The sequence below is a fragment of the Azospirillum sp. P4_B5 genome (genome assembly GCF_056402275.1).
Map to the genome: position 1 here is coordinate 245580 of NZ_JBFUHT010000012.1, position 24680 is coordinate 270259.

Sequence of the window (24680 nt, forward strand, 5' to 3'; positions counted from 1 at the left end):
TCCCACTCTTCCCTCTGCGCGCCCATTCCGCGCGCCGACGACGGAGGGTGGGGATGCGGGGGCCGGTGCTCGGTGTCGTGTCGTTTCTTGCGCTCACCGTCTGGGCGACGGCCCCGGCCCCGGCGGACGCGGTGGCCCCGGACCGTCTTCGGGAGGCGGTGACGGCGTTGGCCGATCGCCGTCTCGAGGAGGCGGGGGCGGGCAGCATCGTCGTCGGGGTGATCCGCGACGGGCGCAGCCTCGTCGTCGGGCGCGGCGACAGCGGACGGCCCGACGGCGGTCCGCCGGACGGGCGCACCCTGTTCCAGATCGCCTCGCTGACCAAGCCCTTCACCGGCACCATCCTGGCGGAGCTGATCCGCGCCGGGCGCGTCGCCCCGACCGACCCGCTGGCCCGTCATCTGCCCAAGCCGGTCCACGCCCCGGACTTCGACGGCACGCCGATCCGCCTGCTCGACCTCGCCACCCATACGGCGGGGTTGCCAAACGTGCCGGAGACTCCGCGCTTCTCCTGGAGCCGGCTGGAAGACCCGCGCAACCCCTACAAGCCGCTGACGCGGGAGGAGGTGGGGGCGTGGCTGTCCGGCTTCAGTCTGACGGTGCCGCCGGGCACGCGCTTCCGCTACTCCAACGTCGGCATGGCGGTGCTGGGGGAGGCGCTGTCCACCGCCTCCGGCATTCCCTACGAGACGCTGCTGAAACGGGTGGTCACCGACCGCTTCGGGATGACGGACACCACCCTGGCGCCCAACGCCGGGCAGCGCGCCCGCAAGGCGGTGGGCCACGCCCGCGGGCAGGTGGTCCCCGATTGGGAGGCGCCGGCCATGCAGCCCTCCTTCGGGCTCTATTCCACCGCCGACGACCTGCTGCGCTGGCTGCGCGCCAACATGGGCGACTGCACCGGCCTGGGAAAGGCCGCCTGCGACGGCGAGACCGCCGCGACGCTGGCGCTCGCCCAGTCGGTGCAGGTGGACGGGCGGGCGCTGCGCGATCCGGGGGCGCTGGGGCAGGGGGCGATGGCGCTGGGCTGGTTCGTCGCCTGGGCGGCGGACGGCACGCCGATCCTCTGGCATTCCGGTTCCACCGGCGGCTTCAACGCCTACATCGCCTTTTCACGCGCCCACCGCTGGGCCGCGGTGGCCCTGACCAACAGCGACCCCGAGCGGATCACCGCCGACCGGGTGGTGGGCGACCTGATCCGGCAACTGGAGAGGGCGGCGGAGCGCCGCTGAACGCACCAGGGGGAAGAGGGGCCGCCGTCAAGGGACCGCCGTCAGTGCAGCAGGCCACCGGGCGGCAGGCGGTCGGGCGGCGTCAGGATTTGCGAGGCGGGCTCGGCGACCGGTCCGGCCTGGTGGTGGGCCAGCCGCCATTCGCCGTCCTCGCGCGCGAACAGGTTGGTTGCGGCCAGGACGGCGTCTCCCACGATCTCCTCGCACAGCACGACCGCGGTGTCGCCGTACAGGCTGACGCGTTCGTTGCGCGCCTGCACCGCCGGGCCGCGGGGGGAACGCAGCACGTCCTGCCAGCTCGACACCACCGCCTCCCGGCCGAACAGGATGGTCCAGCCGGGATGGATGCAGGACACGGGCAGGCGGGAGGCCCACAGCCGGTCCATGGCGGGAAAGTCACGCCCGGTGAAGGCCTGATAGAAAGCCCGGTTCGCGGCCAGCACGGCGTTGCGGTCGGTCATGGGGAAGCGAATCTCCGAAACAGCGAAAGCCGCTTCTATACAGGGAGCTGGCTCGACGGCAAGCATCGGCCCCCGTTATCACAGATCGCACCCCTTTTGCGGGCGCCCTTTATGGGAAAACGGCCCGCTCTTCCTCACGCCGTGATATCCACCTTCTGGGACGCGTCCGCCGCGGCGCCGCTCTTGGCGTCGCTGCTGCCGTCGGTCAGACCGGCGATGGGCTGCGACAGGTCCAGGTTCAGGTGCATCACGCCATCGGCGCTCTTGGTCGGCGTCAGGGCGCCGAGGCCGCTCATCCCGCCCTTCGCGGCCATGCCGTTCAGCTTCTCCAGGACGCCCTTGATCTCGTCATCGCTGAAGCCCTCGGAGCGGACGATCATGCCGGTGGCCTTGCCGGACACCTTGGTCGTGGCGGCGGAGAACATGGCGCTGCCCGAGCCGTCCGCGTTCAGCGTGGCCGCCAGCCCGCGGTCCTCGCGGGTGAAGTCGAGGGTGGACTTGGCGAAGGAGATGCGGACCGACTTGTCGCCGTCCTGGATGGTCAGCTCCATGCCGCGGGACTCGATGGACCACTGCGAGCGGGCTTCCTCCATGCTCATGCCCATCTGGCTGAAATCCATGGACTTCAGCTTGTCCTTCATGGCGCTGCCGAAATCGCCGACGGCGCCCTTCACGTCATCGTCCGACATGCCCAGCCCGCCGAGCAGGCTGCCGAGGTCGCCGGCCATGTTGTCGATGGCCTTCTCGAACAGGCCGGAGAGGCCCTTGGACTGCTCCAGGGCTTTCTGCATGATCTGCTCGGCCTGCTTGGCCCGATCGGCCATCGCCTGGGTGCCGGTCTTGCTGCCGCCGGCCGCATCGCCCGCCGCACCGGCGTCGGCGCCGGTCGCCGCCGGCTTCTTGCCCGACAGGTTGTCGAGCAGGTTTTCCATCGACTGGCTGATCGTGTAGGCCGGGCTGGCGCTTTTCGCGGGAGTCGCGGCGTCGGCGGTGGCGGTGGTCGTGGCGGCGGCCTTGGTGCCGTCCGCGGCCTTGCTCTCGGTTGCCTTCTTGGCGTTGTTCGCCTGTTGCAGGACCGTACTGGTCGTCCCTGTCGGTCCGGACATTTCCGAGTAATACATCGCCGCCTCCCGCGCGTGATCGTTTCGCCGTAAGGGTATGATCGTACCGGAGTCCTTTACCACAGGTTAATTCGTCGCAGGGCTCCTGCAACGCCCGGTCGAAACACTTCGGTTTCGAAGGATTTTATCAGTTTTTGCTTGCAGAGTCCTCGATGGGGGCAAGGGGCTGGGTGGCCGGACCGTTCAGAACCGTCCCATCCACCGCGAAGCGGGAGCCGTGGCAGGGGCAGTCCCAGCTCCGCTCGCCGGGATTCCAGCGCACCACGCATTTCAGATGGGGGCAGATGGCGGAGCGGCGGTGCAGCGCCCCCGACTCGTCGCGGAAGACGGCGACGGGCCAGACCCCCGACTTCAGGACCGCGCCCTGGCCGGGCTCGATGCGGTCCTCCTCCTCCAACTCCGGCCCCTGGACGTAGGGCAGGAAGTGGCGGGCCACGTCCAGGTTCTCCCGCAGATAGGTGCCGAGTTTGCTGGTCATCTTGCGGCCGGGGTCGTACAGCGCGGCCCACGGGCTGCCGCTGCCGTGGATCAGCTCGCACAGCACCAGCCCGGCGATGGTGCCGTGGGTCATGCCCATGCCGCTGTCGCCGGTCGCCACGAAGACCCGCCCGCCATAGGCCGGGTCGGGGCCGATGAAGGCCAGCCCGTCGAAGGGTTCCATCACCTGCCCGGACCAGCGGTGCTCGACCGCCCCGGCCTGGGGGAAATGCGCGCGCGTCCAGGCTTCCAGCGCGGCCCAACGCTCCGCCATGTCGCGGGCCTCCCCGGTCTTGTGGTCCTCGCCGCCGACGATCAGCCGGTCATGGTCGGCCTCCGGCTGGAGTCGCACATAATGATAGGTGTCGAGCGTGTCCCAATAGAGGGCGTCGGGCACGCTGCCCTTCGGCACCCGGACGGAGATCGCGTAGGTGCGGTAGGGCGCCTGCTTGGAATGGATGGCGAAGCGGTCGCTGATCGGGGAGTTGGTGGCGACGACCACCGCGGCGGCCTCGACCATCGCGTGGTCCGGCCCGGCCTCGACGCGCGCACGCTCCCCGTCCTGCCGGACCGTGGAGACATGCGCCCCGGTGGCCAGCGCGCCGCCGCGCGCCAGGAAGGCGCGGGTCAGCCCGGCCAGATAATCGAGCGCGTGGATGCGCGCCTGCCGGGGGAAGCGCAGGCAGGGGCCGGGATGGCGGATGGGCGGGGCGTCCAGCCGCTCCACATCGTCCAGCCCGGCGCGGCGGGCGGCGTCGCGCTCGCGGTCCAAACCGGCGGGGTCCTGCCCCGGCGCCAGCATCAGATAACCGTCGAGGCGGGCGAAGCCGCAGTCGATGGCCTCCTCGCGGGCGATCCGCTCGATGGTGTCGATGGCGCCGCCGTGGCTGTCCGCCGCCATGCGGGCGCCGGACTCGCTGTGCAGCCGTTCGATCTCGGCGAAGCGGTCGTCGATGACGTTGGAGAGATGCGCCGTGGTGCGCCCGGTCTCGCCGCCGCCCGGCGGTCCGTCGTCCAGCAGCAGAACCGACTTGCCGGAGCGCTGGAGCAGGTAGGCCGTGGTGACCCCGGCGATGCCCGCCCCGACGACGATCACATCAGGCCGCAAGGCGCCCAGCGCCGCGGCGGTGGGGGCGACCGTCCCGGCGGGCATCGCCGGCCCGCCGCGGTCCATCCAGACGGAGGTCGTGGCCCCGGAACCTTGCCCGGACTTTTGCATGACCGGTCATCCTTCTGTTGGCGTCCTGTCCTTCCGGCAACACGGCGTGCGATGCTGCGGTTCCGCTGCGGCCGTGCGCCGCTTCCGCCCTCCGCCTCCGGCTGTTACGGTGTCGCCGATCCGCCGCTTCACCGGACGACGCCGCCATGACCGACCGCCTTTCCATCGCGCTGGCCCAGATCAACCCGACCGTCGGCGCCATCGCCGCCAACATCGACCGCATCCGCGACGCGCGGGCCGAGGCCGCCGCGCGCGGCGCCGACCTGATGGTCTGCCCGGAGCTGGCGGTGACCGGCTACCCGCCGGAGGATCTGGTGCTGAAACCCTTCTTCCTGGACGTGGTGGAGCGGGCGGTGCGTGAACTCGCCGCCGAGACGGCGGACGGCGGCCCGGCCCTGCTGGTCGGCGCGCCCTGGCGCGACGGCGGCGCATGTTTCAACGCGGCGCTGCTGCTGGACGGCGGAGCGGTCGCGGCGACCCGCTTCAAGGTGGACCTGCCGAACTATGGCGTGTTCGACGAGAAGCGCGTCTTCACCCCCGGCCCGCTGCCCGGCCCGATCAATGTCCGCGGCGTGCGGCTGGGCGTTCCGATCTGCGAGGACATGTGGTCCACCGACGTGATCGAGACGCTGGCGGAAAGCGGGGCGGAGATCCTGGTGGTTCCCAACGGCAGCCCGTTCGAGCTGGGCAAGCACGACCAGCGCGTGCAGCTTGCCGTGCGGCGGGTCACCGAGTCGGGGCTGCCGCTGCTCTACGTGAATCAGGTGGGCGGACAGGACGAGTTGGTCTTCGACGGCGCCAGCTTCGCGTTGGGCGCCGATCACCGGCTGGTGGCGCAGGCCCCCGCCTTCACCGAGCATTTGCTGATCACCCGCTGGGAGCGCGGCGAGGACGATGTCTGGAGTTGCGCCGACACGGAGTGCGTCGCCCCGCCGGAGGGTCTGGAGTCGATCTACGCGGCGCTGGTGCTGGCCTTGCGCGACTACGTGACCAAGAATGGTTTCCCTGGCGTCATCCTGGGCCTGTCGGGCGGCATCGACTCGGCGCTGTCGGCGGCCATCGCGGTGGATGCCTTGGGCGCCGACCGGGTGCACGGCGTGATGATGCCGTCACCTTATACCGTGCAGGACAGCCTGGACGACGCCGCGGAATCGGCGGAGCTGCTGGGCTGCAAGCTGGACACCGTTCCCATCGTCCCGGCGATGGAGGCGTTCGAGCGGATGCTCCTGCCGGCCTTCGCCGGGCGCGATCCGGACGCCACGGAGGAGAACATCCAGGCGCGGTCCCGCGGCGTCACGCTGATGGCGCTGTCCAACAAGTTCGGCCCCATGGTGCTGTCCACCGGCAACAAGTCGGAGATGTCGGTCGGTTACGCCACGCTCTATGGCGACATGTGCGGCGGCTACGCCGTGCTGAAGGACGTCTATAAGACGACGGTCTACGCGCTGGCGCGCTGGCGCAACAGCCATGTGCCGGACGGCGCTCTCGGCCCGGCGGGGCGCGTCGTGCCGGAGCGGGTTCTGGTCAAGGCCCCGACCGCGGAACTGAAGCCCGGCCAGACCGACCAGGACACGCTGCCGCCCTACGACGCGCTGGATGACATTCTGCGCTGTCTGGTGGAAAAGGACCTGGACGTGGCGGAGATCGTCGCCCGCGGCCACGCACCGGAGGTGGTGGACAAGGTCTGGCGCATGCTGCATCTGGCCGAATACAAGCGCCGCCAAGCGCCTCCCGGCCCGAAGATCACCCCGCGGCTGTTCAACCGTGAGCGGCGTTATCCGATCACCAACGGGTTCGGGAGCATTGTTTGAGAAGTGCTTGAAACAGGCCCCCACCCCGACCCTCCCCCGCTGCGCAGGGGAGGGAGATGTCTGCGAAGCGGCGGCAGTCCCCTCCCCTGCGCAGCGGGGGAGGGTTAGGGAGGGGGCAAAAGCCGCGCCTCACCCGCGCGTCAGGCGGATGATCGTCACCATCATGCCGACCGCGTACAGCTCGGCCAGCGGAACGATCCAGGACGGATGGAAAATGATCGACAGCGGCATGATCAGCAGAAGGATCAGCGCCGGAAACACGAAGTAAGGCGAATTGCAGTAAGCCGGCAGGCCATGCACCAAGCCCGAGACATCACGGAAATCTCCGCCAATCAAACGATCCGCATCACCAACAGTTTGGTCCACCATTCTCTAGCACCCACTGTATTTATGGTCTTTTTGTTCTCCATCTCTTTGGGACGGAGCGGCGTCCCTATAACACAGTTTGCCGCAGCGCGGGCACGACTTCGCGCCGTCTTGCCGGATGGCGAAAACGGCGCGGAAAGTCCTGATTTTTATTATGGCTTTACGCCGCTTCGGTCAGCGCCAGATGCGGCCGGCGGACCATCGACTGGATGGTGAAGGGTGCGCGCACGCCGCCGCTGAACAGCTCGGCGCATTCCAGCGCCTTCAGCACCCGCTCCTCCGCCGGCAGGCCGACCGTGGAGGCGAGCGAGCCCAGCGCGTAGTCGGACCCGCAGCCGATGGCGTGATACCCGCGCACCGCCTCGCCCACCTGATAGTCGGACTGGATGGAGAACAGGCGTCCCTCGTAGCCCACCATGAAGGTCCCGCCGGTCTCCACGTCGTTGGAGCGGTGGGCGTAGCCGCCGTCCTTCAGACAGCCGCGCACGGCGTCCACGAAATCGACGACCATGTAGCGGAAGACGTCGGCCTCGGGGTCGCGGTGCGGCGGCTCCAGCCGGTAATGCAGAAGCTGGCCCATGCGGAAGCTGCTGGTGAAGCCGATCAGCAGGTCGGCGTTGCGGAACACCTTGGTGTCCGCGCGCACGGTGATATCCAGGCCGTTCACGCCCGCGCTGTCACCACCCATCCACACACGATCGCCGTCCACCAAGCCAACAATGCAGGTCATCGCCGTCCTCGTCCCTGAATCAATTCCGCCCGAAAGCAGGGACAGGGTGGGCTTTTATGGTTAACGAATTGTTGCGCCGCGGCGGTGCCGAAGGGGGTATTTCGCTTCGGCACCTCGCTCCAAGCGCAAGCGCGACAGCGGCTTAGCGGGCAAGCCCGGTCGTTGGGTGGCTGGCCGCCAGCCTGCGGACGCGGCGCCAGCGTCTACTCCCGGGGCGCGGCGTGCAGGCGCTTCTGCCCCTGGACGAAGCGGGCCAGCGTGTCGGACAGCACGCCGCGCGGGATCATCGCCTCGATCAGCTGGAAGCGCCCGCGCGTGGCGAACGCCTTGTCCAGCGCCGCCTTCAGCTCCGCCCGCGTGCGCACGCGGACGCCGTCGCCGCCCATGCCCGCCGCCATGTCGGCGAAGCGCCAGTCGTCCAGGTCGTTGAAGGCGGATTCCGGCTGGAAGGTGCGCAGCATCTCCCAGCTGGCGTTGTTGAACAGGATCACGATGGGGTCGATGCCCAGCCGTCGGCAGTTGCCAAGCTCCCACCCGGTCATCTGGAAGGCGCCGTCGCCGACCACGGTCAGGATGCGCCTGCCGCCCGACACGCATTGCGCCCCGATGCCCGCCGGCACGCCGAAGCCCATGCCCGCGTAATAGCCCGGGGCCATCAGCCCGGCGTCGATCATGTCCATGGCGGTGAACAGGCAGTCGCCCATGTCCGCCGCGATCAGCAGCGGCTCCTGCCCGGCGCGGATACGGTCGTTGACGGCGCGGGCGATGTCCATCGGTGCGATGGGGCCATCGTCGGCCTGAAGGCCGGTCGGGTAGGCGTGGGGCTCCTTGCCGCGGGTCGTCCGGTCGGACGGCGGCAGCCGCTCCAGCAGAGCGTCCACCAGCCCGTCCAGCGGGATGTCGGCGTAGGTGTGATAGCCCAGCGTCACCGCCCGGTCGAAAGCGTGGATGGTCTTGCGCAGGTCGATCTTGCGCTGGGACACCGCGAAGTTGGTGTCGCTGAGGATGGCACCGAGCAGGAACAGCCCGTCCGACTCCTCGACCAGCCGGGTGATCTCCGCGTCGCCGGCGACGCCGATGTAGGTGCCGAGCGGCGGGGTCGGCGCGTCGGCCAGCAGGCCGCGCCCCATGAAGGTGGTCACCACCGGCACGCCCAGCCGCTGCGCCAGCTCCGCCACCTTGGCCTCCAGCCCGTAGCGGCGGACCTCGACGCAGACCATCAGCACCGGTGACGTGGCCGAGCGCATGGCCGCCAGCACTTCGTCCGCGCAGGCGGCCAGCGCGTCGCGGTCCACCGGCCAGGCGGGGTCGTCGCCCACCGGCTCGACCTCGGCGTTGACCATGTTGCGGGGGATTTCCAGATAGACGGGGCGCGACAGGGCGCGGGCGGCTCCCAGCACGCGGGCGATCTCGGCCGGGGCCTTGGCCGGGTCGTCCAGCCGGGCCTGGGCGACGGTGATCTCCTTGAACACCTGGAACTGCGTGTCCAGCGTGCGGCCCTGGTGGTGAAGCAGCAGGCCGGCGTTGCCCTCCGTCGTGCCCGGCGCGCCGGAGATGACGACGACCGGCGACTTCTCGGCGTAGGCGCCGGCCACCGCGTTCACCATGTTGAAGGCGCCCGCCCCGTAGGTGACCGCCGCCACCCCCAGGGTCGAACTGTAGCGCGCCGCCGCGTCCGCCGCGAAGCCGACCGCCGGCTCGTGGCTCAGCGTGTGCAGCGGCAGGATCTGTGTTTCCTCCGCCACCTTGAAGAAGGGCAGGGCGAAATCGCCCGGAATCCCGAACATGGCCTGTGCGCCGCGATCCTTCAGCGCGCGCAGCAGGGCTTCGGCCAGCTTCATGGCCGCTCTCCCGTTCCAATTGGTTTCGCGGGCCGAAAACCCGCACAGGGGAACAGCATCGCCTCCGCCACCGCTCCGCGCAAGAATTGTTTCATTCGAAACAATCCATTCGCGTTGGAAATTGTGGAGAGGCGGGAGAAGGATCGTGCGCCGAACGCGATAGGCCCGGCGGCGTCCCCCTTGGCGTCCGATGGGCGTCTTTCGGACGGGCGCGCGGCGTGCTACGACTGCCGGCCCGTCCCGACTTTCGAATGATGCCCGCATGTCCGTCGCCGTCCGCTTCGCCCCCAGCCCGACCGGTCTCCTCCATGTCGGCAATGTGCGCCTCGCGCTGGTCAACTGGCTGTTCGCGCGCAAGGCGGGCGGCACGTTCCTGCTGCGCCTCGACGACACGGACGAGGAGCGTTCCAAGCCGGAATATGCGGAGGGGATCGAGCGGGACCTGACCTGGCTCGGCCTGACCTGGGACCGTTTCGCGCGGGAGAGCGACCGCTATGGCCGCTACGACGAGGTGGCGGCGGCGCTGAAGGCCAGCGGGCGGCTCTACCCCTGCTACGAGACGCCGGAGGAGCTGAACCTCAAGCGTGCCAGCCTCGTCTCGCAGGGCCGTCCGCCGATCTACGACCGGGCGGCGCTCCGCCTGGGCGACGCCGACCGCGCCCGCCTCGAATCGGAGGGACGCAAGCCGCACTGGCGCTTCAAGCTGGAGCATGCGCCGGTCGAATGGACCGACCTCGTGCGCGGCCCGGTGCATTTCGAGGGCGCGGCTCTCAGCGATCCCGTGCTGATCCGCGAGGACGGGCGCCCGCTCTACACCCTGACCAGCGTGGTGGACGACGCCGACCTCGCCATCACCCACGTCATCCGCGGCGAGGACCACGTCGCCAACACGGCGGTGCAGATCCAGATCTTCGAAGCGGTTGAAAGCATTGAGGGCGGCGGGGCGGTCCCGGTCTTCGCCCATCTGCCGCTGCTGACCGACGCGGCGGGGCAGGGCCTGTCCAAGCGGCTGGGCAGCCTGTCCGTGGCGTCCTTGCGCGAGGAGGAGGGGATCGAACCGATGGCGCTGGCCAGCCTGCTCGCCAAGCTCGGCACCTCCGACGCCATCGAGCCGCGGCTGACGCTGGACGAACTGGTGGCCGAGTTCGACATCGCCAAGGTGTCCCGCGCCACCCCGAAATTCGACCCGGAGGAGTTGCTGCGGCTGAACGCCCGCATCCTCCACCTGCTGCCCTTCGAGCGGGTCGCCGGGGAACTGGCCGCGCTCGGCCTGGCGGAGGCCGACGCCGCCTTCTGGGAGGCGGTGCGCCCCAACCTGTCGCGCGTCGCGGAGGCCCGCGACTGGTGGGCGGTGACCCACGCCCCGGTCGCCCCGGTGGCGGACGACCCCGCCTTCCTGGCCGAGGCGGCGGCCCTGCTGCCGGAGGAGCCCTGGGACCTCTCCACCTGGGGCACCTGGACGGGTGCGGTGAAGGCGAAGACGGGTCGGAAGGGCAAGGATTTGTTCCTCCCCCTGCGCCGCGCCCTCACCGGGCGGGACCATGGACCGGAATTGAAGAACCTGCTACCCCTGATCGGCCGACCCCGCGCGCAAAAGCGCCTCGCGGGAGAGACGGCGTAAGAGTCCCTTCTCCCCCCTGGGGAGAAGGTTAGGATGAGGGGGCGGCCGAAAGGCCGGAAAAGTTCTGCGCCGGACAAGCCCTGCGATGGGCCGGCGTTTCCCCCTCACCCCGACCCTCTCCCCGGAGGGGAGAGGGGGATTTGGAAGACCCTCTCACAGGAGACATGGCGCCGTGCCGCTGGACCTCTACAACACGCTGACCCGCCGCAAGGAACGCTTCGAGCCGATGACTCCGGACCGGGTGGGCATGTATGTGTGTGGACCCACGGTCTACGACACCGCGCACATCGGCAACGCCCGCCCGGTGGTGGTGTTCGACCTGCTGTTCCGGCTGCTGCAACGGCTTTATCCGGCGGTGACCTACGTCCGCAACATCACCGATGTGGACGACAAGATCATCGACCGCTCGCGCGACAGCGGGGAGCCGATCGAGGCGCTGACCAAGCGCACCGCCGACCTCTACCACGCCGACATGGACGCGCTGAACGCGCTGCGCCCGACCATCGAGCCGCGCGCCACGCACCACATCTCGCACATGGTCGCCCTGATCGGTCTGCTGATCGAGCGCGGCCACGCCTATGCCGCGGAAGGGCATGTGCTGTTCTCCGTGCCGTCGATGGCGGAATACGGGCAGCTGTCCCGCCGCTCGCTGGACGAATTGATCGCCGGCGCCCGCGTCGAGGTCGCCCCCTACAAGCGCGACTCCTCCGACTTCGTGCTGTGGAAGCCGAGCGCCGCCGACCAGCCCGGCTGGGACAGCCCGTGGGGCCGCGGCCGGCCGGGCTGGCACATCGAATGCTCGGCCATGGCGAAGGAGCATCTGGGCGTCACCTTCGACATACATGGCGGGGGGCTGGACCTGATCTTCCCGCACCATGAGAACGAAATCGCCCAGAGCCGCTGCGCCCACGGCGGCGAGCCGCTGGCCCGCTACTGGGTTCACAACGGCTTCGTGACCGTCGAGGGCGAGAAGATGTCCAAGTCGCTGGGCAACTTCTTCACCGTGCACGATCTGCTGGACGAGTTCCCCGGCGAGGCCATCCGCCTGACGCTGCTGAGCGCGCACTACCGCCAGCCGCTGGACTTCACCCGCGAGGGGCTGAAGCAGTCCAAGGCAACGCTCGACCGCTGGTATCAGGCGCTGCGCGGCGACCCGGCTCCGGCGCAGGCCGAACTGCCGTTCGACGTATTGGCCGCGCTGGAGGACGACCTCAACAGCCCGCTCGCCATCTCGCATCTGCACGAGCTGGCGTCCGCGGTGAACAAGGCGACGGGAGAGGCGGGAAAGGCCGCCGCCAAGGGCGCGCTGCGCGCCGCCGGCGAGGCGCTGGGCCTGCTCCAGCAGGACCCGGAGGTGTGGTTCCGCTGGGCGCCGAAGGGGGCCGCGGTCCTGTCCGACGCCGACATTCAGCAGCGCATCGACGACCGTCTGGCCGCCCGCAAGGCCAAGAACTACGCGGAGGCCGACCGCATCCGCAAGGAGCTGGCCGACCTCGGCATCGTTCTGGAGGACGGCCCGCAGGGCACGAGCTGGAAGCGGGCGTAACGCTCTAACCGGTCCGACGCGCCATCGCCTCGCGGCCGCGCGCCGGACCGCTTTGCTTTTTCGCTTCCCCCGGCGGAATGCCGTTCATCAGGAAGCGCAGCGTCGGCGAGCGGCGCACCAGCCCGTGATGGACCGCCAGCGGCACGAACAGGCCGACCGCGGTGATCGCGGCGAACTCCAGCAAAGGCGGCGCGGTGACGGCCAGCAGGGCGAAGCCGGCGGCCATGACCACCAGATGGTGCAGCAGATAGATCGTGTAGGAGGCCTGCGACAGCGCCCGCACCCGGCGGCTCTCCGCCGAGAAGAAGGCCTGCGTCAGGCCGAGCACGAAGCGGAAGGCCGACCAGGCGGCGACGGCGCGCAGCACCTCGTCGAGGAAGCGGACCGGCATGGGCTTCTCGATGCCGACCATGCCGATGTGGATGGCGAAGCACACCAGATAGGTCAGCGCCACCCCCCAGCTCGCCTTGGCGTAGCGCGCGGCGCCGCCCGGCCAATGGGCGATCAGCACCCCGACCGCGAAGAAGCCCGCTGAGGTGACGATGCTCACCGCCGTGGAGTTGGTCGGCACCAGCGGCGTCACCAGCCGATCGGAGATGTTGTCGAAGCCCAGCACCCCCATCATGACGAGGCTGAGCAGGAGCGGCGGCAGCCAGTCCGGCGGGTCGGCCAGCCAGCGGGCCAGCCCCGGCGCGCGCTCCGCCATCCACCGGTGCAGCGCGACCAGCAGCGGGTAGGCGAGGCAGAGCGCCAGCACGCTGATGAACAGCTCGACCAGGAACCACAGGTGATAAACGAGCCCGCCGCTCCAGAAGGCGGCGGGGATGGTCTGGGTGAGGAACTCCGCGGCGGTCAGGCCGGGGTCGATGGCGCGGCTTTCCATCCACAGCTGCGCGACGTTCAGCGTCACCGTCATGGCGACGAGCGGCACCAGCAGCCGCGAGGCGCGCGAGGTCAGCACCGCCCGCGGTCCGTGGCGGCGCAGGCTGTGGGTGATCAGCAGGCCGGAGATCAGGAAGAAGGCGGGCATGCGGAAGCTGTGGATGAAGTCCGCGAACAGCCCAATCCAGGCGATGCCGTCGGGGGAGTTCATCACCCAGTCGTAGCCCGGCGAGTAGATCAGCGCCGCGTGGTAGGGCACGCCGAGGATCATCAGCAGGCTGCGCGCCGCGTCCAGCGAATGATCCCGTGTGCCGCCCATTCCAATTGATACGCCCGCCGCCGCCATCGCCCACACCTTTCGGGGTCTCTTTCGTTTCACCTCTCCGAACGAACGCGCCAGGGCATCGTCCGGACGCGCTAGGGACGGCGGCGCATTCGGGGAACCGAGATGGGGGTAAGCCGTTCTTGCCGGTTGCGCTCCGTCCGCACCGGCGCGCGCCGAGGGTTCACTCCGGCGGGCCGAACCTGTTACAAGACCGCTGCGGAGCGCTCGCATTCACGCGGGTGGCGCCGTCGTTCGCGCCCGTATTTCCGCGGGTGGCTTTTGGAGGATTCCGTCATGCTCTGGCTCGCCGCCTACATCGGCAGCGTACTCGCCATCAACTACGCCTTCAGCCTGGCGCCGCATCTGGATCTGGTGTGGTCCTGCTGGGCCGGGTTGATCTTCATCCTGCGCGACATGGTCCAGGTCCGCTACGGCCACTGGTCGCTGGCCGCCATGTTGGCCGCCACCCTGCTGTCCTTCCTGCTGGCCGACCCCTTCGTCGCGACGGCCAGCGTCACCGCCTTCGCGGTGTCGGAGCTGATCGACTGGGGCGTCTTCACCGTCACCCGCCGCCCGCTGCGCGATCGGCTGTGGATCAGCGCCGCCCTGTCGGTGCCGGTGGACACGGCGCTGTTCTTCGGCATGCTCGGCATTTGGGACCCGGCGGTCTGGGCGGCCAGTCTCGCGTCCAAACTGGTCGGCGTGTCGGCGGTGTGGATGCTGATGCGTGCCCGGTCGGCGCGGCCGGCGACGGCCTGACCCGGTCCCGGATTTGGCAATCGCCGACTCGGTGATCCACCGGTTCCGCCGCGGCTATTCCCAGCCGTGGCGGGACGACGCGGCGTCGGCGATTGCCAAAAGGACCGGAGGGCGTCAGACCACCGAGGCCACGGTTTCGGTGGTCTGGCGGGGGCTGGGCGCCTCGTCGGGGATCTCGACCAGGAAGATGGCGCCGCGTCCCGGGCGCGACAGCACCCGCACCCGGTAGCCGAGCAGGCGGCTGAGCCGCGCCACGGTGGCGAGGCCAAGGCCGAGGCCCTTGCGCCGGTCGCGCTCCGGATTGCCGATCTGGTAGAAGTCCTCGAAGATCAGGTGCAGCCGGTCCTGCGGGATGCCGGGGCCGGTGTCCTGCACCTTGATGGCGGTGAAGCCGCGCGCCTGCCGGCAGGTCACGCGGATGGTGCCGCTGGGCGTGTATTTCAGCGCGTTGCTCAGCAGGTTGCGGACGATCCGCTCCAGCATCGCCGGGTCGGTCGTCACGCGGGCGCCGCCGCAGGTGACGCGGAAGCCCAATCCCTTGCCGGCGGCTTCCAGCCGGCCTTCCTCGCAGATGCGCTCCAGGAAGACGGGCAGGTCCAGTTCGGACAGCTGCGGGCTGATCACGCCGGTCTCCAGCGTGGCGATGTCCATCAGCGAGTTCAGCAGGCGTTGGGTCGCCTCGAACCCGTCGCGCGCGGCGTCCACCAGCTTGCGCAGCCGGGGGCTGTCCGCCTGTTCGCCGATCATGTGCAGATAGATGCCCAGCGTCTGGAGCGGCTGGCGCAGGTCGTGGCTGGCGGCGGCCAGGAAGCGCGACTTGGCGGCGTTGGCCTGTTCTGCCTCCGCCCGCGCCCGCGCCAGCGCGTCGTAGCTGCGGCGCAGCTCGGCCATGCGGTCGCGGTCCTGGAGCACGGAGTTGACGGTGGCGACCAGAAGCAGCGTGATGATCAGGCCGGCGAACAGCACCGCCCGCGGCGTGGCGCTGGCCACGCTCCCCTCGAAGGCGTGGGTGCCGGACAGGACCAGCGTCCAAGGACGGCCGAACACCTCGACATGGAGAACCTCCCGGAAAGCGGCGTCCCGGGCGGCCGCGGAGTCGAACATCAGGGAGTCCGCGGTGGTCTCCGTCCCGTCATGGACGCGGATGTCCAACAGCTCCGAGGCGCCCCGGTCCATGATGCTGCGCATCAGGTCGTGCGCGCGGAAGGGGCTGTAGACGAAACCCAGCAGCGCCTCGCGCCGGTCGGCGACGGTGGTCAGGGGCAGGGCCTGGTCGTAGACGGGCACATAGATGAGGAAGCCGGGCTGCACGTCCTCTTCGGTTTCCTGGACCAGCCGCAGCCGGGCGGTCGCCGCGGCGGTGCCGCTGATGCGGGCGCGCTCCATGGCGGCCTGGCGGGTCGGCTCGGCGTGCATGTCGAAGCCGAAGGCCCGCAGGTTGCGGCTGGCGAAGGGTTCGATGTAGACGATGGGGAAATATTCGGGCCGCTCCCCCTCCGGCGTCACGCGGTAGCTGTAGAAGCCGGCGGCGTGCAGCGCCGCCTCGTGCTGCTCCCGGTCGGGAGCCTTCACGCGCTTGGCGTAGCCGATGCCCTGGATGCCGGGATAGCGGTCCTCCACATGCAGGCCGGTGACGTAGGCCCGCCATTCCGTGCGGCTGACCTGCCCGCCGCCGGCGTCCACCATCGCCACGGCGCCCTGCAGCATCTGTTCATAGGTGTCGAGCCGCGCCGTGACGTCGCCGGACAGGTCGCGGGCCAGCGCGCGGAAGCGCGCCTCTGCCAAGCGGTGGTTCTGCTCGGTCAGCAGCCACCAGGCGAGGCCGGTGAGCAGCAGCCCCAGCCCGAAGACCACCCAGCTCTCCCACGACCGGAACAGCCGTCCGTCGGGGGCTGCGCGTTTGCGCTTCGGCTTGTTGTCCTTTGGCTTGGGCGGCGCGGATGGCGCCGGCGGTAAGGGCTTGGGCGGCGTCGAAGGCGCCGGCGCTAAGGGAATGTCCATGCCGGTCCGGCCCGTCACGCCGTGCCGGCGGACTGTTCCCGCAGCACCTTGGTCAGCACCGCCTGCAGATGGGGCGGCAGCACCGGCTTCTGCAGGACGGTCAGCCCGCGGGCGCGGGCGTCGCGCAGCCCTTCGGTGGAGGTGTCGCCGGTGATGATGACGCCCGGCACCTCGGCCCCGGCCTCCGCCCGGATGCGGTCGATGGCCTGCACGCCGGTGCGCCCTTCGCGCAGCCGGTAGTCGGCCAGGATGGCGTGCGGCGTTTCCCCGGCGACGGACAGGCGGTCGATGGCCTCGCCCTCGCTTTCGGCGGTGACGACCCGGTACCCCCACATCTCCAGCAGGAGGTTGAGGGCCTGCAGAACCGTCCGCTCGTCGTCGATCACCATGACGAGCTTGTCCTGGTCGTCGTCACCCGCGGGAGTCACCGTGTCCAATCCATCCGTTCACAAGGGGCGTTGATCATACAGTCCAACCGGCATCCGGCCAGAAAAGAGTACCGCACCCGTGAGATGGGCGCCATGCAGAGGGGCGGCTGTTTAGCACAGACGATGGTTTGTTCGGTCAGTACATTTGTCCTATTACCTCCATTGCGTGCCTATGTCCGGCGTGGCAAAGCCCCGCATTCCTGGCGGGTTCGATCAAAAGCATTGAGCTGGCGGAGCGCATCGTCCATTCTTCCGGCCCTCCGGACAGTCCTATGACCTTCCTTCGGGCGACCAATATCTTCGGGCGGCGGCAATGACGGGCGAACGCATCCATCTGTACGACACCACGCTGCGCGACGGGGCGCAGACCCAGGACGTGGATTTCTCCGTCGCCGACAAGATCGCCATCGCCCGCGACCTCGACCGTCTGGGTATCGACTATGTGGAAGGCGGCTGGCCCGGCGCCAACCCGACGGACGACCAGTTCTTCGCCGAGGCGCCGGACCTCGCCCGTTCGACCTTCACCGCCTTCGGCATGACGCGCCGTCCCGGCCGCAGCACCGCGAACGACCCGCAGCTCGCCGCCCTGATCCAGTCCAAGGCGCGCGCCGTCTGCATCGTCGGCAAGACCTGGGACTTCCACGTCGACGTGGCGCTGGCCATCCCGCGCGAGGAAAACATCGAGCTGATCGCCGACAGCATCGCCGCGCTGAAGGCCGCCAAGGGCGAGGCGCTGTTCGACGCCGAGCATTTCTTCGACGGCTACAAGCGCAACCCGGCCTATGCCGCGTCCTGCATCAAGGCCGCTTACGAGGCCGGGGCGCGCTGGGTCGTGCTGTGCGACACCAACGGCGGCACGCTGCCCCACGAGATCGACGAGATCGTCCGCCGGGTGATCGATGAGCACGGCATCCCCGGCGACCGGCTGGGCATCCACTGCCACAACGACACCGAGAACGCCGTCGCCAACTCGCTGGCCGCGGTGCGCGCCGGGGTGCGGATGGTGCAGGGCACGATCAACGGTCTGGGCGAGCGCTGCGGCAACGCCAACCTGGTGTCGCTGATCCCATCGCTGATGCTGAAGATGGGCTACGACGTCGGCATCAGGCCCGCCGACCTGCCGCTGCTGACCGAGATCAGCCGCAAGTTCGACGAGCGGCTGAACCGCGCGCCGAACCGCCACGCCCCCTACGTCGGCGCCAGCGCCTTCGCCCACAAGGGCGGGCTGCACGTCTCCGCCGTGGAGAAGGACCCGTCCTCCTACGAGCATGTCGAGCCGGAGGCGGTCGGCAACCGCCGCCAGATCGTGATGTCGGACCAAGCCGGCCGCGCCAACGTCATCGCGCGGCTGCGCGAGATGGGCATGGCCGTCGACCCGAAGGACGAGCGGCTGAACCGTCTGCTCGACCTCGTGAAGCAGCGCGACACCGAGGGGTACGCCTACGACACGGCCGAGGCCAGCTTCGAGCTGCTGGTCCGCCGCGAGCTGGGCGAGGTGCCGGACTATTTCACGCTGAAGCGCTTCCACGTCACCGACGAGCGCCGCTACAACGCCAAGGGCGAGCTGGTGGTCGAGTCCGAGGCCGTCGTGCGGGTGAAGATCGGCGGCCAGGAGTATCACGAGGTTGCGTCGGGCAACGGCCCGGTGAACGCGCTGGACACCGCGATGCGCAAGGCGTTGGAGCCGCTGTACCCCCTGCTCGACGGGGTGAAGCTGTCCGATTACCGCGTGCGCATCCTGGCCGCCAAGGACGGCACCGGCGCCATGCCGCGCGTGCTGATCCGCTCGCGCAACGGCGACGGGCAGGAATGGTCGACGCTGGGCGTTTCCACCAACATCATCGAGGCGTCGATGGAGGCGCTGGTGGACAGTTACACATTCAAGCTGTTTAAAGGCGGCGCAACACCGCGAAGCTGAGACCAACGTTCAGATCATGACCTCCGGCAAAGACCCCAACCGGCCCTCCGTCCTGGGCGGCCCGACCATCATCCTCGTGCAGCCCCAGCTCGGCGAGAACATCGGCGCCTGCGCACGGGCCATGCTGAATTGCGGCCTGACCGAGCTGCGTCTGGTGAAGCCGCGCGACGGCTGGCCGAACGAGAAGGCGGTGGCCGCGGCGTCGGGCGCCGATCCGGTGCTGGACGGGGCGAAACTCTACGACACGACGGCGGAAGCCGTGGCCGACCTGAACGTGGTCTTCGCCACCACCGTCCGCACCCGCGGGATGATCCAGGAGTTCGTCACCCCGCGCGTCGCGGCGACGGAGCTGCGCGCCCATGTCGACTCCGGGCACAAGACCGGCGTCCTGTTCGGGCCGGAGCGCACGGGGCTGGTCAACGACGACCTGACGCTGGCGGAAAAGCTGATCACCGTGCCGCTGAACCCGGCCTTCTCCTCGCTCAATCTGGCGCAGGCGGTCCTGCTGATCGGCTACGAGTGGTTCCAGACCGGCGAGACCCCGCCGGACCGCCTGCTGCACACCGGCCAGACCCGCCCGGCGACCAAGGCCGAGCTGGTGAACTTCTTCGAGCATCTGGAAGGCGACCTGGACCGCACCGGCTTCTTCACCTCGCCGGAGAAGCGCCCCTCCATGGTCCGCACGCTGCGCAACGCCTTGGAGCGGATGCAGATGACCGAGCAGGAGGTCCGCACCTTCCACGGCGTCGTCGCCGCGCTGACCGGGCGGCGCAAGGGCGAAGCGTAACCTCTTCCCTTCCGGGGCGGATCGCGGCCTATACTGCCGCATGGAATACACCTTGCAGCATATGGACGTTGGCCTCGTCCTGCTCGACGGCGACCGGCGCGTGGTGTCGGTCAACGCTTCCGTGGCGCGGATGCTGGGGCGCGACCGTCCGCTGCTGGGGGCCAGCCTGCACGACCTGCATCCGCCGGGCAGCCGGGCCAAGGTGGAACTGCTGCTGGCCGCGGCGCACGATCCGGACTCCCCGGCGGTGGCCAGCTCTATGATGGTGGCGCTGCCGGGACGGACCATCGTGGTGAAGGCCACCGCCCTGCCGCCGGGCGGCGGGGCCGCGCTGGCCCTGATGCTGTTCGAGGTGAACGGCAAGGCGCTTCCCGAGCCGGCTCCGCCGTCGCCTGCGGACGCGGTGCCCGAACCCGTCACGCCGCTGGTCAAGCTGCCGATCACGACGCGCCAGGGCGTGGTTCTGATCGACCCTGCCGATGCGGTCTATGTGCAGGCCGACGGCCATTACACGCGGGTCCACACGGCGGAGGGTGCCTTCTTCTGTTCGCTCTCCCTATCGGAGCTGGAGGCGCGGCTCGACGGGCGGCAGTTCGTGCGGGCGCACCGCCGCTATCTGGTCAACCTGCGCCACGCCCAGGCCATCGACCGCAGCGACGGGCGGGCCGTCTTCGTCATGGCCGCCCCCGGCTCCCCCCGCGTGCCGGTCAGCCGTGGCCGGATCGAGCAGTTGAAGAAACTGCTGGCCCTATAGCCTTTCCCCTTACGCGCATCAGGGTTGATCCCGCCGCCTTGTGACTTCCGACGGCGGTTGATCCGCCTCAATCGTCCCGTCCCGCCGCAGGCGTAGAACAAAGCCATGGCCGGCGCCCGCATCGGGTGGGCGCCAGGATGACGAGGAGATACGGCCATGGCTTTCCTGGACGACGACCACGCCTATGTGGATCAGCTCGTGGTGGAGTATTACGGTGACCGCCTGACCGGGCTCGCGCCGGCGCGTCTCGCTGCTCTGCACGCGCTGTTCGGCGAGGTGATGTGGCACGAGGGGATCGAAGCGCTGACCCCACAGCGGCTGAACACGCTGCTGGACTTCACCGAGGAAGAGCTGTCGCACGCCGCCTGAGTGGCAAGAGCGCGAACCGTTCGCGCAGCACTCCCGCCATTCATGCCGTCCGCCCGCCGTTCGTGCAACGGGTCTTGTCCCTGGACCCGCCTTCCGCGATGAGAGAGGTCAATACAAGCCTCTTGCGCAGGAAACACGACCGTGGACGCAACCGACACTCCCGACCGCTACGTCTCCTTCAAGGGCATCGACTGCGAGGGCAACTCCCGCCGCATCATCGAGCGCCTGTACATGCACATCGACGACCCGGCCAAGACCAACGCCTTCTGGGAACGCTTCCGGGCGAAGCTGGCCGTGGCCGACGATCCGTTGAAGCGTCAGGCTGACGGGCTGTGCCTGCTCTGCGCCAACGTCTACTACATCTCCGACCTCTTCGAGGAATACGAGGACGAGGAGGGCCTGGCCATGCTGCGCCAGCTCGAGGACGAGTGCTGCTGAGGCTTCGTGGTTCGACACGCCTCATGGTTCGACACGCCTCATGGTTTGACCCGACTCATGGTTTGACAAGGCGCGCCGAATCCGTATAGTGCGCGCCTTCACTCCTGGGAAAGCGGGCGTGCCTCTTGTTTGCGCCCCGTCCGCGGCCTGTTCCGCGGAACTACCGGGACAAAACCAACTCGTGTTCCATCGAGGATCAAAATGGCCAAGCGTCAACAGTCCAAGTACAAGATCGACCGCCGCCTCGGCGTAAACCTCTGGGGCCGCGGCAAGTCGCCGATCAACAAGCGTGAGTATGGCCCCGGCCAGCACGGCCAGCGCCGCAAGAAGCCGTCCGACTACGGCCTGCAGCTCATGGCGAAGCAGAAGCTGAAGGGCTACTACGGCAACATCGGCGAGAAGCAGTTCCGCCGCATCTACGCCGAGGCCGTGCGCCGCAAGGGCGACACCGGCGAGAACCTGGTGGGCCTGCTGGAGCGCCGTCTGGACGCGGTGGTCTACCGCATGAAGTTCGCACCGACCCCGTTCGCCGCGCGCCAGATCGTCAACCATGGCCACATCCTGGTCAACGGCCGCCGCCTGAACATCCCGTCGGCCCAGATCAAGGAAGGCGACATCATCGAGGTGCGCGCCAAGTCCAAGCAGATGGCCCTCATCCTCGAGGCCACCGCCTCGGGTGAGCGCGACACCCCGGACTACCTGGAAGTCGACACGGGCGCCCTGAAGGGCCGCTTCGTCCGCGTCCCGCTGCTGGCCGACATTCCGTACCCGGTCCAGATGGAACCGAACCTGGTCGTCGAGTTCTACTCGCGCTGACCGTTCGGCCCAGCCGACACGCGAAAGGCCGCGCCTCCGGGCGCGGCCTTTTTCGTTTGGGGATGGGCGGTCGTGGCCGCCGGTGCTACTGTCGTGGAGCACCGGGCGATGGAGACGGCAATGCACATCTCGCGGCTGGCCGCCGACAACAGGGCGCTGATTCCCCAGGACGTCCGCGACGCCTTGGGCTTGAAGGAAGGCGACCCGATCCTGTTTTCCGTGAAGGACGGGCGGCAGGCGGTGATCCGCAAGGCGCCCGTCGTCGATACCGCTTATCTGAAAGCGCTGGAAGGCGGTCTGTCGGAATGGGCCTCGCCCGAGGACGACGAGGCGTTCGATGATCTTTGACCGCTGGTCCGTGGTGGTCCTTCCCTTTCCCTTCACGGACCTCGGTACAGCCAAGCGGCGGCCCGCGCTGGTTCTCTCATCGGCGGATTTTCAGCAGGCTCATGGCCACATCCTGTGCGGATGGTCATGAGCGCCGCGCACAGCGCGTGGCCTTCGGATGTCGAACGGACCGCTTATGCCGAGGCTGGTCTGAAGAAACCCTGCAAGTTCCGCTGCAAGCTTTTCACGCTTCAGGATGATCTGTCTGGTGCTCTATGGACTCGGCATGCTGGCCGAAGCCGATCGGCTGGCCGTGACCGCGGCGACCGCCGGACTTCTGCCGCGATAGAGCTGCCGGCTTTCACAGAAAAAAGCCGGAACCCTTGCGGGTTCCGGCCTTGAGGTGCGGGGATCGGGGGCAATCCCCGCGGGGGAGAGGGATCAGGCGTCGGCCGTTTCCAGCGCCGGATAGTCGGTGTAGCCGTGGGCGTCGCCGCCGTAGTAGCTGGTCTTGTCCGGCGTGTTCAGCGCCGCATTGCGGCGGAAGCGCTCCGGCAGGTCCGGGTTGGCGATGAAGGGCTCGCCGAAGCTCACCGCGTCCGCCGCGCCGGCGGCGATGGCCGCCTCGGCCTGCTCCTTGCTGTAGCCGCCGTTGATGATGAAGGGACCCTTGAAGATCCGGCGCAGTTCCGCCGCGAGGTGCGGGGCGCCTTCCGGCGGGGCCATGTGGTGGCCCGGCTGGCCTTCGATGACGTGCAGGAAGGCGAGGCCGAAGGGGTTCAGCGCCTCGGTGACGTGGGTGTAGAGCGCCCGCGGGTCGCTATCCCCCATGTCGTTGAAGGTGCCGGTCGGCGACAGCCGGACGCCGACCCGGCCGGGACCGACGGCGGTGGTCACCGCGTCCACGATCTCCAGCAGGAAGCGCGCCCGGTTCTCCACGCTGCCGCCGTAGCGGTCGGTGCGCTTGTTGCTGCGGTCGCGCAGGAACTGGTCGATCAGATAGCCGTTGGCGCCGTGGATCTCCACGCCGTCCAGCCCGGCGTCGAACACCGCCCGCTTGGCGGCGTCGGCGAACGCTTTGACCAGACCGGGAATCTCGTCGGTCTCCAGGGCGCGCGGGGTGGGGAAGGGCAGCAGACCCTTGCTGGTGTAGGACTCGCCGGCGGCGGCGATGGCCGAAGGGGCGACCGGCAGGGCGCCGTTCGGCTGGAACTCCGTGTGGGAGATGCGGCCGACGTGCCAGAGCTGCGCGGCGATCAGCCCGCCCTTGGCGTGGACCTCCTCCGCGATGCGGCGCCAGGCGAGCGTCTGCGCGTCGGTGTGGAGGCCCGGCGTGCTGGGATAACCCTGGGCGGTGGCCGAAACCTGAGTCGCCTCGGTGATGATGAGGCCGGCGGAGGCGCGCTGGCCGTAGTAGTCGGCCATCAGCGGGGTGGGAACGTTGCCCTCACCGGCGCGGCTGCGGGTCATCGGCGCCATGATGACGCGGTTCGGCAGCTCCATGGAGCCAAGACGCAGCGGCGTGAACAGATCGGCGGTGGTCATGATGCGGTTGCCCTCTCGATTCAAAAATCGGGTCCCAAGTTGGGGCGTCTTAAGTTGGGGCGTCCCAAAATGGGGTCCGGGGTTCCGCGGGTTGGGCGGCGCCCGGTATGTATGTGCGTACATACTTGCCAACGCCATCCGGGCTTGTCAAGTATGCACGTGCATACCTATTATCATTTCAGCCGCCACACGGATCGGCGGCCAGTGAGAGGGCCTGCATCGTGGACAAGACCGACACCCCGGCCACCGCCCCGGCTGTTGACCCAGCGATTGACGGTGGCTGTTGCGCCGCCGGGGCCGACGCGCCCGCGCGCAAGCGCGACCGCGAGGCGACCAAGGGCGTCCTGTTGGACGCGGCCAAGATGGTGTTCGCCGAGCGCGGCTTCGACGCCGCGACCACGCGCGACATCGCGGGCCGCGCCGGTGTGAACGAGCAGTTGATCCAGCGTTACTTCTCGGGCAAGGCCGGCCTGCTGCTCGCCGTCGTGGAACGCTACGGGCGCGAGGAGGGGAGCGGCTGCGCCATGCCGCCGCCGGGCGATGATCTGGAGGAGGATCTGGCGGCCTTCCTGCTGCACCAGCTCCGCCACGCCTGGAAGTGCCGCGACTTCACGCGGGTGATGCTGGCCCGCGCGCTGGTCGACCCAGACATCGCGAACGAGATGGCGCGCACCCTGTCGGAAAGCCGGATCCCCTGCCTGCTCAGCCGGCTGGAGATCTTCCGCGAGCGCGGGGCCATCACGGCCGACGCCGATCTCGCCCATGTTGCGGCGGGCATCGCCACGCTCAGCTTCGGGCTGGGCTTCCTCGATCAGGTGGTGTTCGGGCGCTGCCCGGACCGCGTCAACGAGGTGGTGCGGACGCTCGCCCACACCATGGCCCACGGTCTCGCGCCGCGGGCCTGAA

General features: G+C 69.2%; 23 protein-coding genes. 13 read left to right on the forward strand and 10 right to left on the reverse strand.

Annotated features, from left to right (window positions below):
- Positions 1 to 77: 77 nt before the first annotated feature.
- Positions 78 to 1232 carry a serine hydrolase domain-containing protein gene (locus AC1DVI_RS12680; RefSeq protein ID WP_476958263.1) on the forward strand — a complete coding sequence of 385 codons (1155 nt, stop codon included), beginning with the start codon at positions 78 to 80 and terminating at the stop codon, positions 1230 to 1232.
- A gap of 41 nt (positions 1233 to 1273) precedes the next feature.
- Here the strand turns inward: AC1DVI_RS12680 and AC1DVI_RS12685 are convergent, their stop codons facing one another.
- The 3 genes from AC1DVI_RS12685 to AC1DVI_RS12695 all read right to left on the reverse strand — a co-directional run bounded on the left by AC1DVI_RS12685 (position 1274) and on the right by AC1DVI_RS12695 (position 4510).
- On the reverse strand, positions 1274 to 1693 hold the full coding sequence (locus AC1DVI_RS12685) for a nuclear transport factor 2 family protein (RefSeq protein WP_188259067.1): 420 nt from the start codon (positions 1691 to 1693) through the stop codon (positions 1274 to 1276).
- A 134-nt stretch (positions 1694 to 1827) separates the two neighbouring features.
- Positions 1828 to 2814: a hypothetical protein gene (locus tag AC1DVI_RS12690; RefSeq protein WP_476958264.1), complete on the reverse strand. Its 987-nt coding sequence runs from the start codon at positions 2812 to 2814 to the stop codon at positions 1828 to 1830.
- 127 nt (positions 2815 to 2941) lie between these two features.
- Positions 2942 to 4510 carry an FAD-dependent oxidoreductase gene (locus AC1DVI_RS12695; protein WP_476958265.1) on the reverse strand — a complete coding sequence of 523 codons (1569 nt, stop codon included), beginning with the start codon at positions 4508 to 4510 and terminating at the stop codon, positions 2942 to 2944.
- A 146-nt stretch (positions 4511 to 4656) separates the two neighbouring features.
- On the opposite strand from AC1DVI_RS12695, the gene AC1DVI_RS12700 reads away from it, so the two are divergent.
- Positions 4657 to 6321, forward strand: a complete 1665-nt coding sequence (locus tag AC1DVI_RS12700; RefSeq protein WP_476958266.1) for an NAD+ synthase — start codon at positions 4657 to 4659, stop codon at positions 6319 to 6321.
- A gap of 129 nt (positions 6322 to 6450) precedes the next feature.
- Here AC1DVI_RS12700 and AC1DVI_RS12705 read toward each other — a convergent pair whose 3' ends face one another.
- From AC1DVI_RS12705 to ipdC, 3 genes are all read right to left on the reverse strand, one after another.
- Positions 6451 to 6690 (reverse strand): hypothetical protein, encoded by a 240-nt coding sequence (locus AC1DVI_RS12705; RefSeq protein WP_476958267.1) that lies wholly within the window; start codon positions 6688 to 6690, stop codon positions 6451 to 6453.
- Positions 6691 to 6847: 157 nt separating this feature from the next.
- Positions 6848 to 7417: a hypothetical protein gene (locus AC1DVI_RS12710; RefSeq protein ID WP_014239485.1), complete on the reverse strand. Its 570-nt coding sequence runs from the start codon at positions 7415 to 7417 to the stop codon at positions 6848 to 6850.
- A 203-nt stretch (positions 7418 to 7620) separates the two neighbouring features.
- Complete coding sequence (gene ipdC, locus AC1DVI_RS12715) at positions 7621 to 9258, reverse strand: indolepyruvate/phenylpyruvate decarboxylase (RefSeq protein WP_476958268.1); 1638 nt, start codon at positions 9256 to 9258, stop codon at positions 7621 to 7623.
- Between the two features lie 262 nt (positions 9259 to 9520).
- On the opposite strand from ipdC, the gene gltX reads away from it, so the two are divergent.
- Positions 9521 to 10879 (forward strand): glutamate--tRNA ligase, encoded by a 1359-nt coding sequence (gene gltX / locus AC1DVI_RS12720; protein ID WP_476958269.1) that lies wholly within the window; start codon positions 9521 to 9523, stop codon positions 10877 to 10879.
- Positions 10880 to 11051: 172 nt separating this feature from the next.
- A complete protein-coding gene (gene cysS / locus AC1DVI_RS12725) occupies positions 11052 to 12425 on the forward strand; it encodes a cysteine--tRNA ligase (RefSeq protein WP_476958270.1) in 1374 nt (457 codons plus the stop codon).
- Positions 12426 to 12429: 4 nt separating this feature from the next.
- Here the strand turns inward: cysS and AC1DVI_RS12730 are convergent, their stop codons facing one another.
- Positions 12430 to 13626, reverse strand: coding sequence for an acyltransferase family protein (locus AC1DVI_RS12730; protein ID WP_476958271.1), 1197 nt, complete (start codon positions 13624 to 13626; stop codon positions 12430 to 12432).
- Positions 13627 to 13926: 300 nt separating this feature from the next.
- Between AC1DVI_RS12730 and AC1DVI_RS12735 the strand changes: the two genes are divergently transcribed.
- On the forward strand, positions 13927 to 14391 hold the full coding sequence (locus AC1DVI_RS12735) for a preQ0 transporter (RefSeq protein ID WP_476958272.1): 465 nt from the start codon (positions 13927 to 13929) through the stop codon (positions 14389 to 14391).
- 114 nt (positions 14392 to 14505) lie between these two features.
- Here AC1DVI_RS12735 and AC1DVI_RS12740 read toward each other — a convergent pair whose 3' ends face one another.
- Both AC1DVI_RS12740 and AC1DVI_RS12745 read right to left on the reverse strand, forming a co-directional pair.
- Positions 14506 to 16392 carry a CHASE domain-containing protein gene (locus AC1DVI_RS12740; protein ID WP_476958273.1) on the reverse strand — a complete coding sequence of 629 codons (1887 nt, stop codon included), beginning with the start codon at positions 16390 to 16392 and terminating at the stop codon, positions 14506 to 14508.
- A 14-nt stretch (positions 16393 to 16406) separates the two neighbouring features.
- Positions 16407 to 16820 (reverse strand): response regulator, encoded by a 414-nt coding sequence (locus AC1DVI_RS12745; RefSeq protein ID WP_476958274.1) that lies wholly within the window; start codon positions 16818 to 16820, stop codon positions 16407 to 16409.
- A 313-nt stretch (positions 16821 to 17133) separates the two neighbouring features.
- Between AC1DVI_RS12745 and cimA the strand changes: the two genes are divergently transcribed.
- The 7 genes from cimA (at position 17134) to AC1DVI_RS12780 (ending at position 22250) form a co-directional block, all read left to right on the forward strand.
- On the forward strand, positions 17134 to 18738 hold the full coding sequence (cimA, locus tag AC1DVI_RS12750) for a citramalate synthase (protein WP_476958275.1): 1605 nt from the start codon (positions 17134 to 17136) through the stop codon (positions 18736 to 18738).
- Between the two features lie 16 nt (positions 18739 to 18754).
- A complete protein-coding gene (locus AC1DVI_RS12755; protein ID WP_476958276.1) occupies positions 18755 to 19525 on the forward strand; it encodes an RNA methyltransferase in 771 nt (256 codons plus the stop codon).
- A gap of 52 nt (positions 19526 to 19577) precedes the next feature.
- On the forward strand, positions 19578 to 20279 hold the full coding sequence (locus AC1DVI_RS12760) for a LytTR family transcriptional regulator DNA-binding domain-containing protein (protein WP_476958277.1): 702 nt from the start codon (positions 19578 to 19580) through the stop codon (positions 20277 to 20279).
- A gap of 156 nt (positions 20280 to 20435) precedes the next feature.
- A complete protein-coding gene (locus AC1DVI_RS12765; protein ID WP_149164301.1) occupies positions 20436 to 20648 on the forward strand; it encodes a hypothetical protein in 213 nt (70 codons plus the stop codon).
- Between the two features lie 141 nt (positions 20649 to 20789).
- Positions 20790 to 21086 (forward strand): N(2)-fixation sustaining protein CowN, encoded by a 297-nt coding sequence (cowN, locus tag AC1DVI_RS12770; RefSeq protein ID WP_014239500.1) that lies wholly within the window; start codon positions 20790 to 20792, stop codon positions 21084 to 21086.
- 201 nt (positions 21087 to 21287) lie between these two features.
- Positions 21288 to 21902, forward strand: a complete 615-nt coding sequence (rpsD, locus tag AC1DVI_RS12775; protein ID WP_476958278.1) for a 30S ribosomal protein S4 — start codon at positions 21288 to 21290, stop codon at positions 21900 to 21902.
- Positions 21903 to 21974: 72 nt separating this feature from the next.
- Entirely contained in the window at positions 21975 to 22250 is a 276-nt protein-coding gene (locus tag AC1DVI_RS12780; RefSeq protein ID WP_476958279.1) for an AbrB/MazE/SpoVT family DNA-binding domain-containing protein, read from the forward strand.
- Positions 22251 to 22670: 420 nt separating this feature from the next.
- On the opposite strand, the gene AC1DVI_RS12785 is transcribed toward AC1DVI_RS12780, so the two are convergent.
- Positions 22671 to 23774: an alkene reductase gene (locus AC1DVI_RS12785; RefSeq protein ID WP_476958280.1), complete on the reverse strand. Its 1104-nt coding sequence runs from the start codon at positions 23772 to 23774 to the stop codon at positions 22671 to 22673.
- A gap of 221 nt (positions 23775 to 23995) precedes the next feature.
- On the opposite strand from AC1DVI_RS12785, the gene AC1DVI_RS12790 reads away from it, so the two are divergent.
- Positions 23996 to 24679 (forward strand): TetR/AcrR family transcriptional regulator, encoded by a 684-nt coding sequence (locus AC1DVI_RS12790; RefSeq protein ID WP_476958281.1) that lies wholly within the window; start codon positions 23996 to 23998, stop codon positions 24677 to 24679.
- Position 24680: the final 1 nt, after the last annotated feature.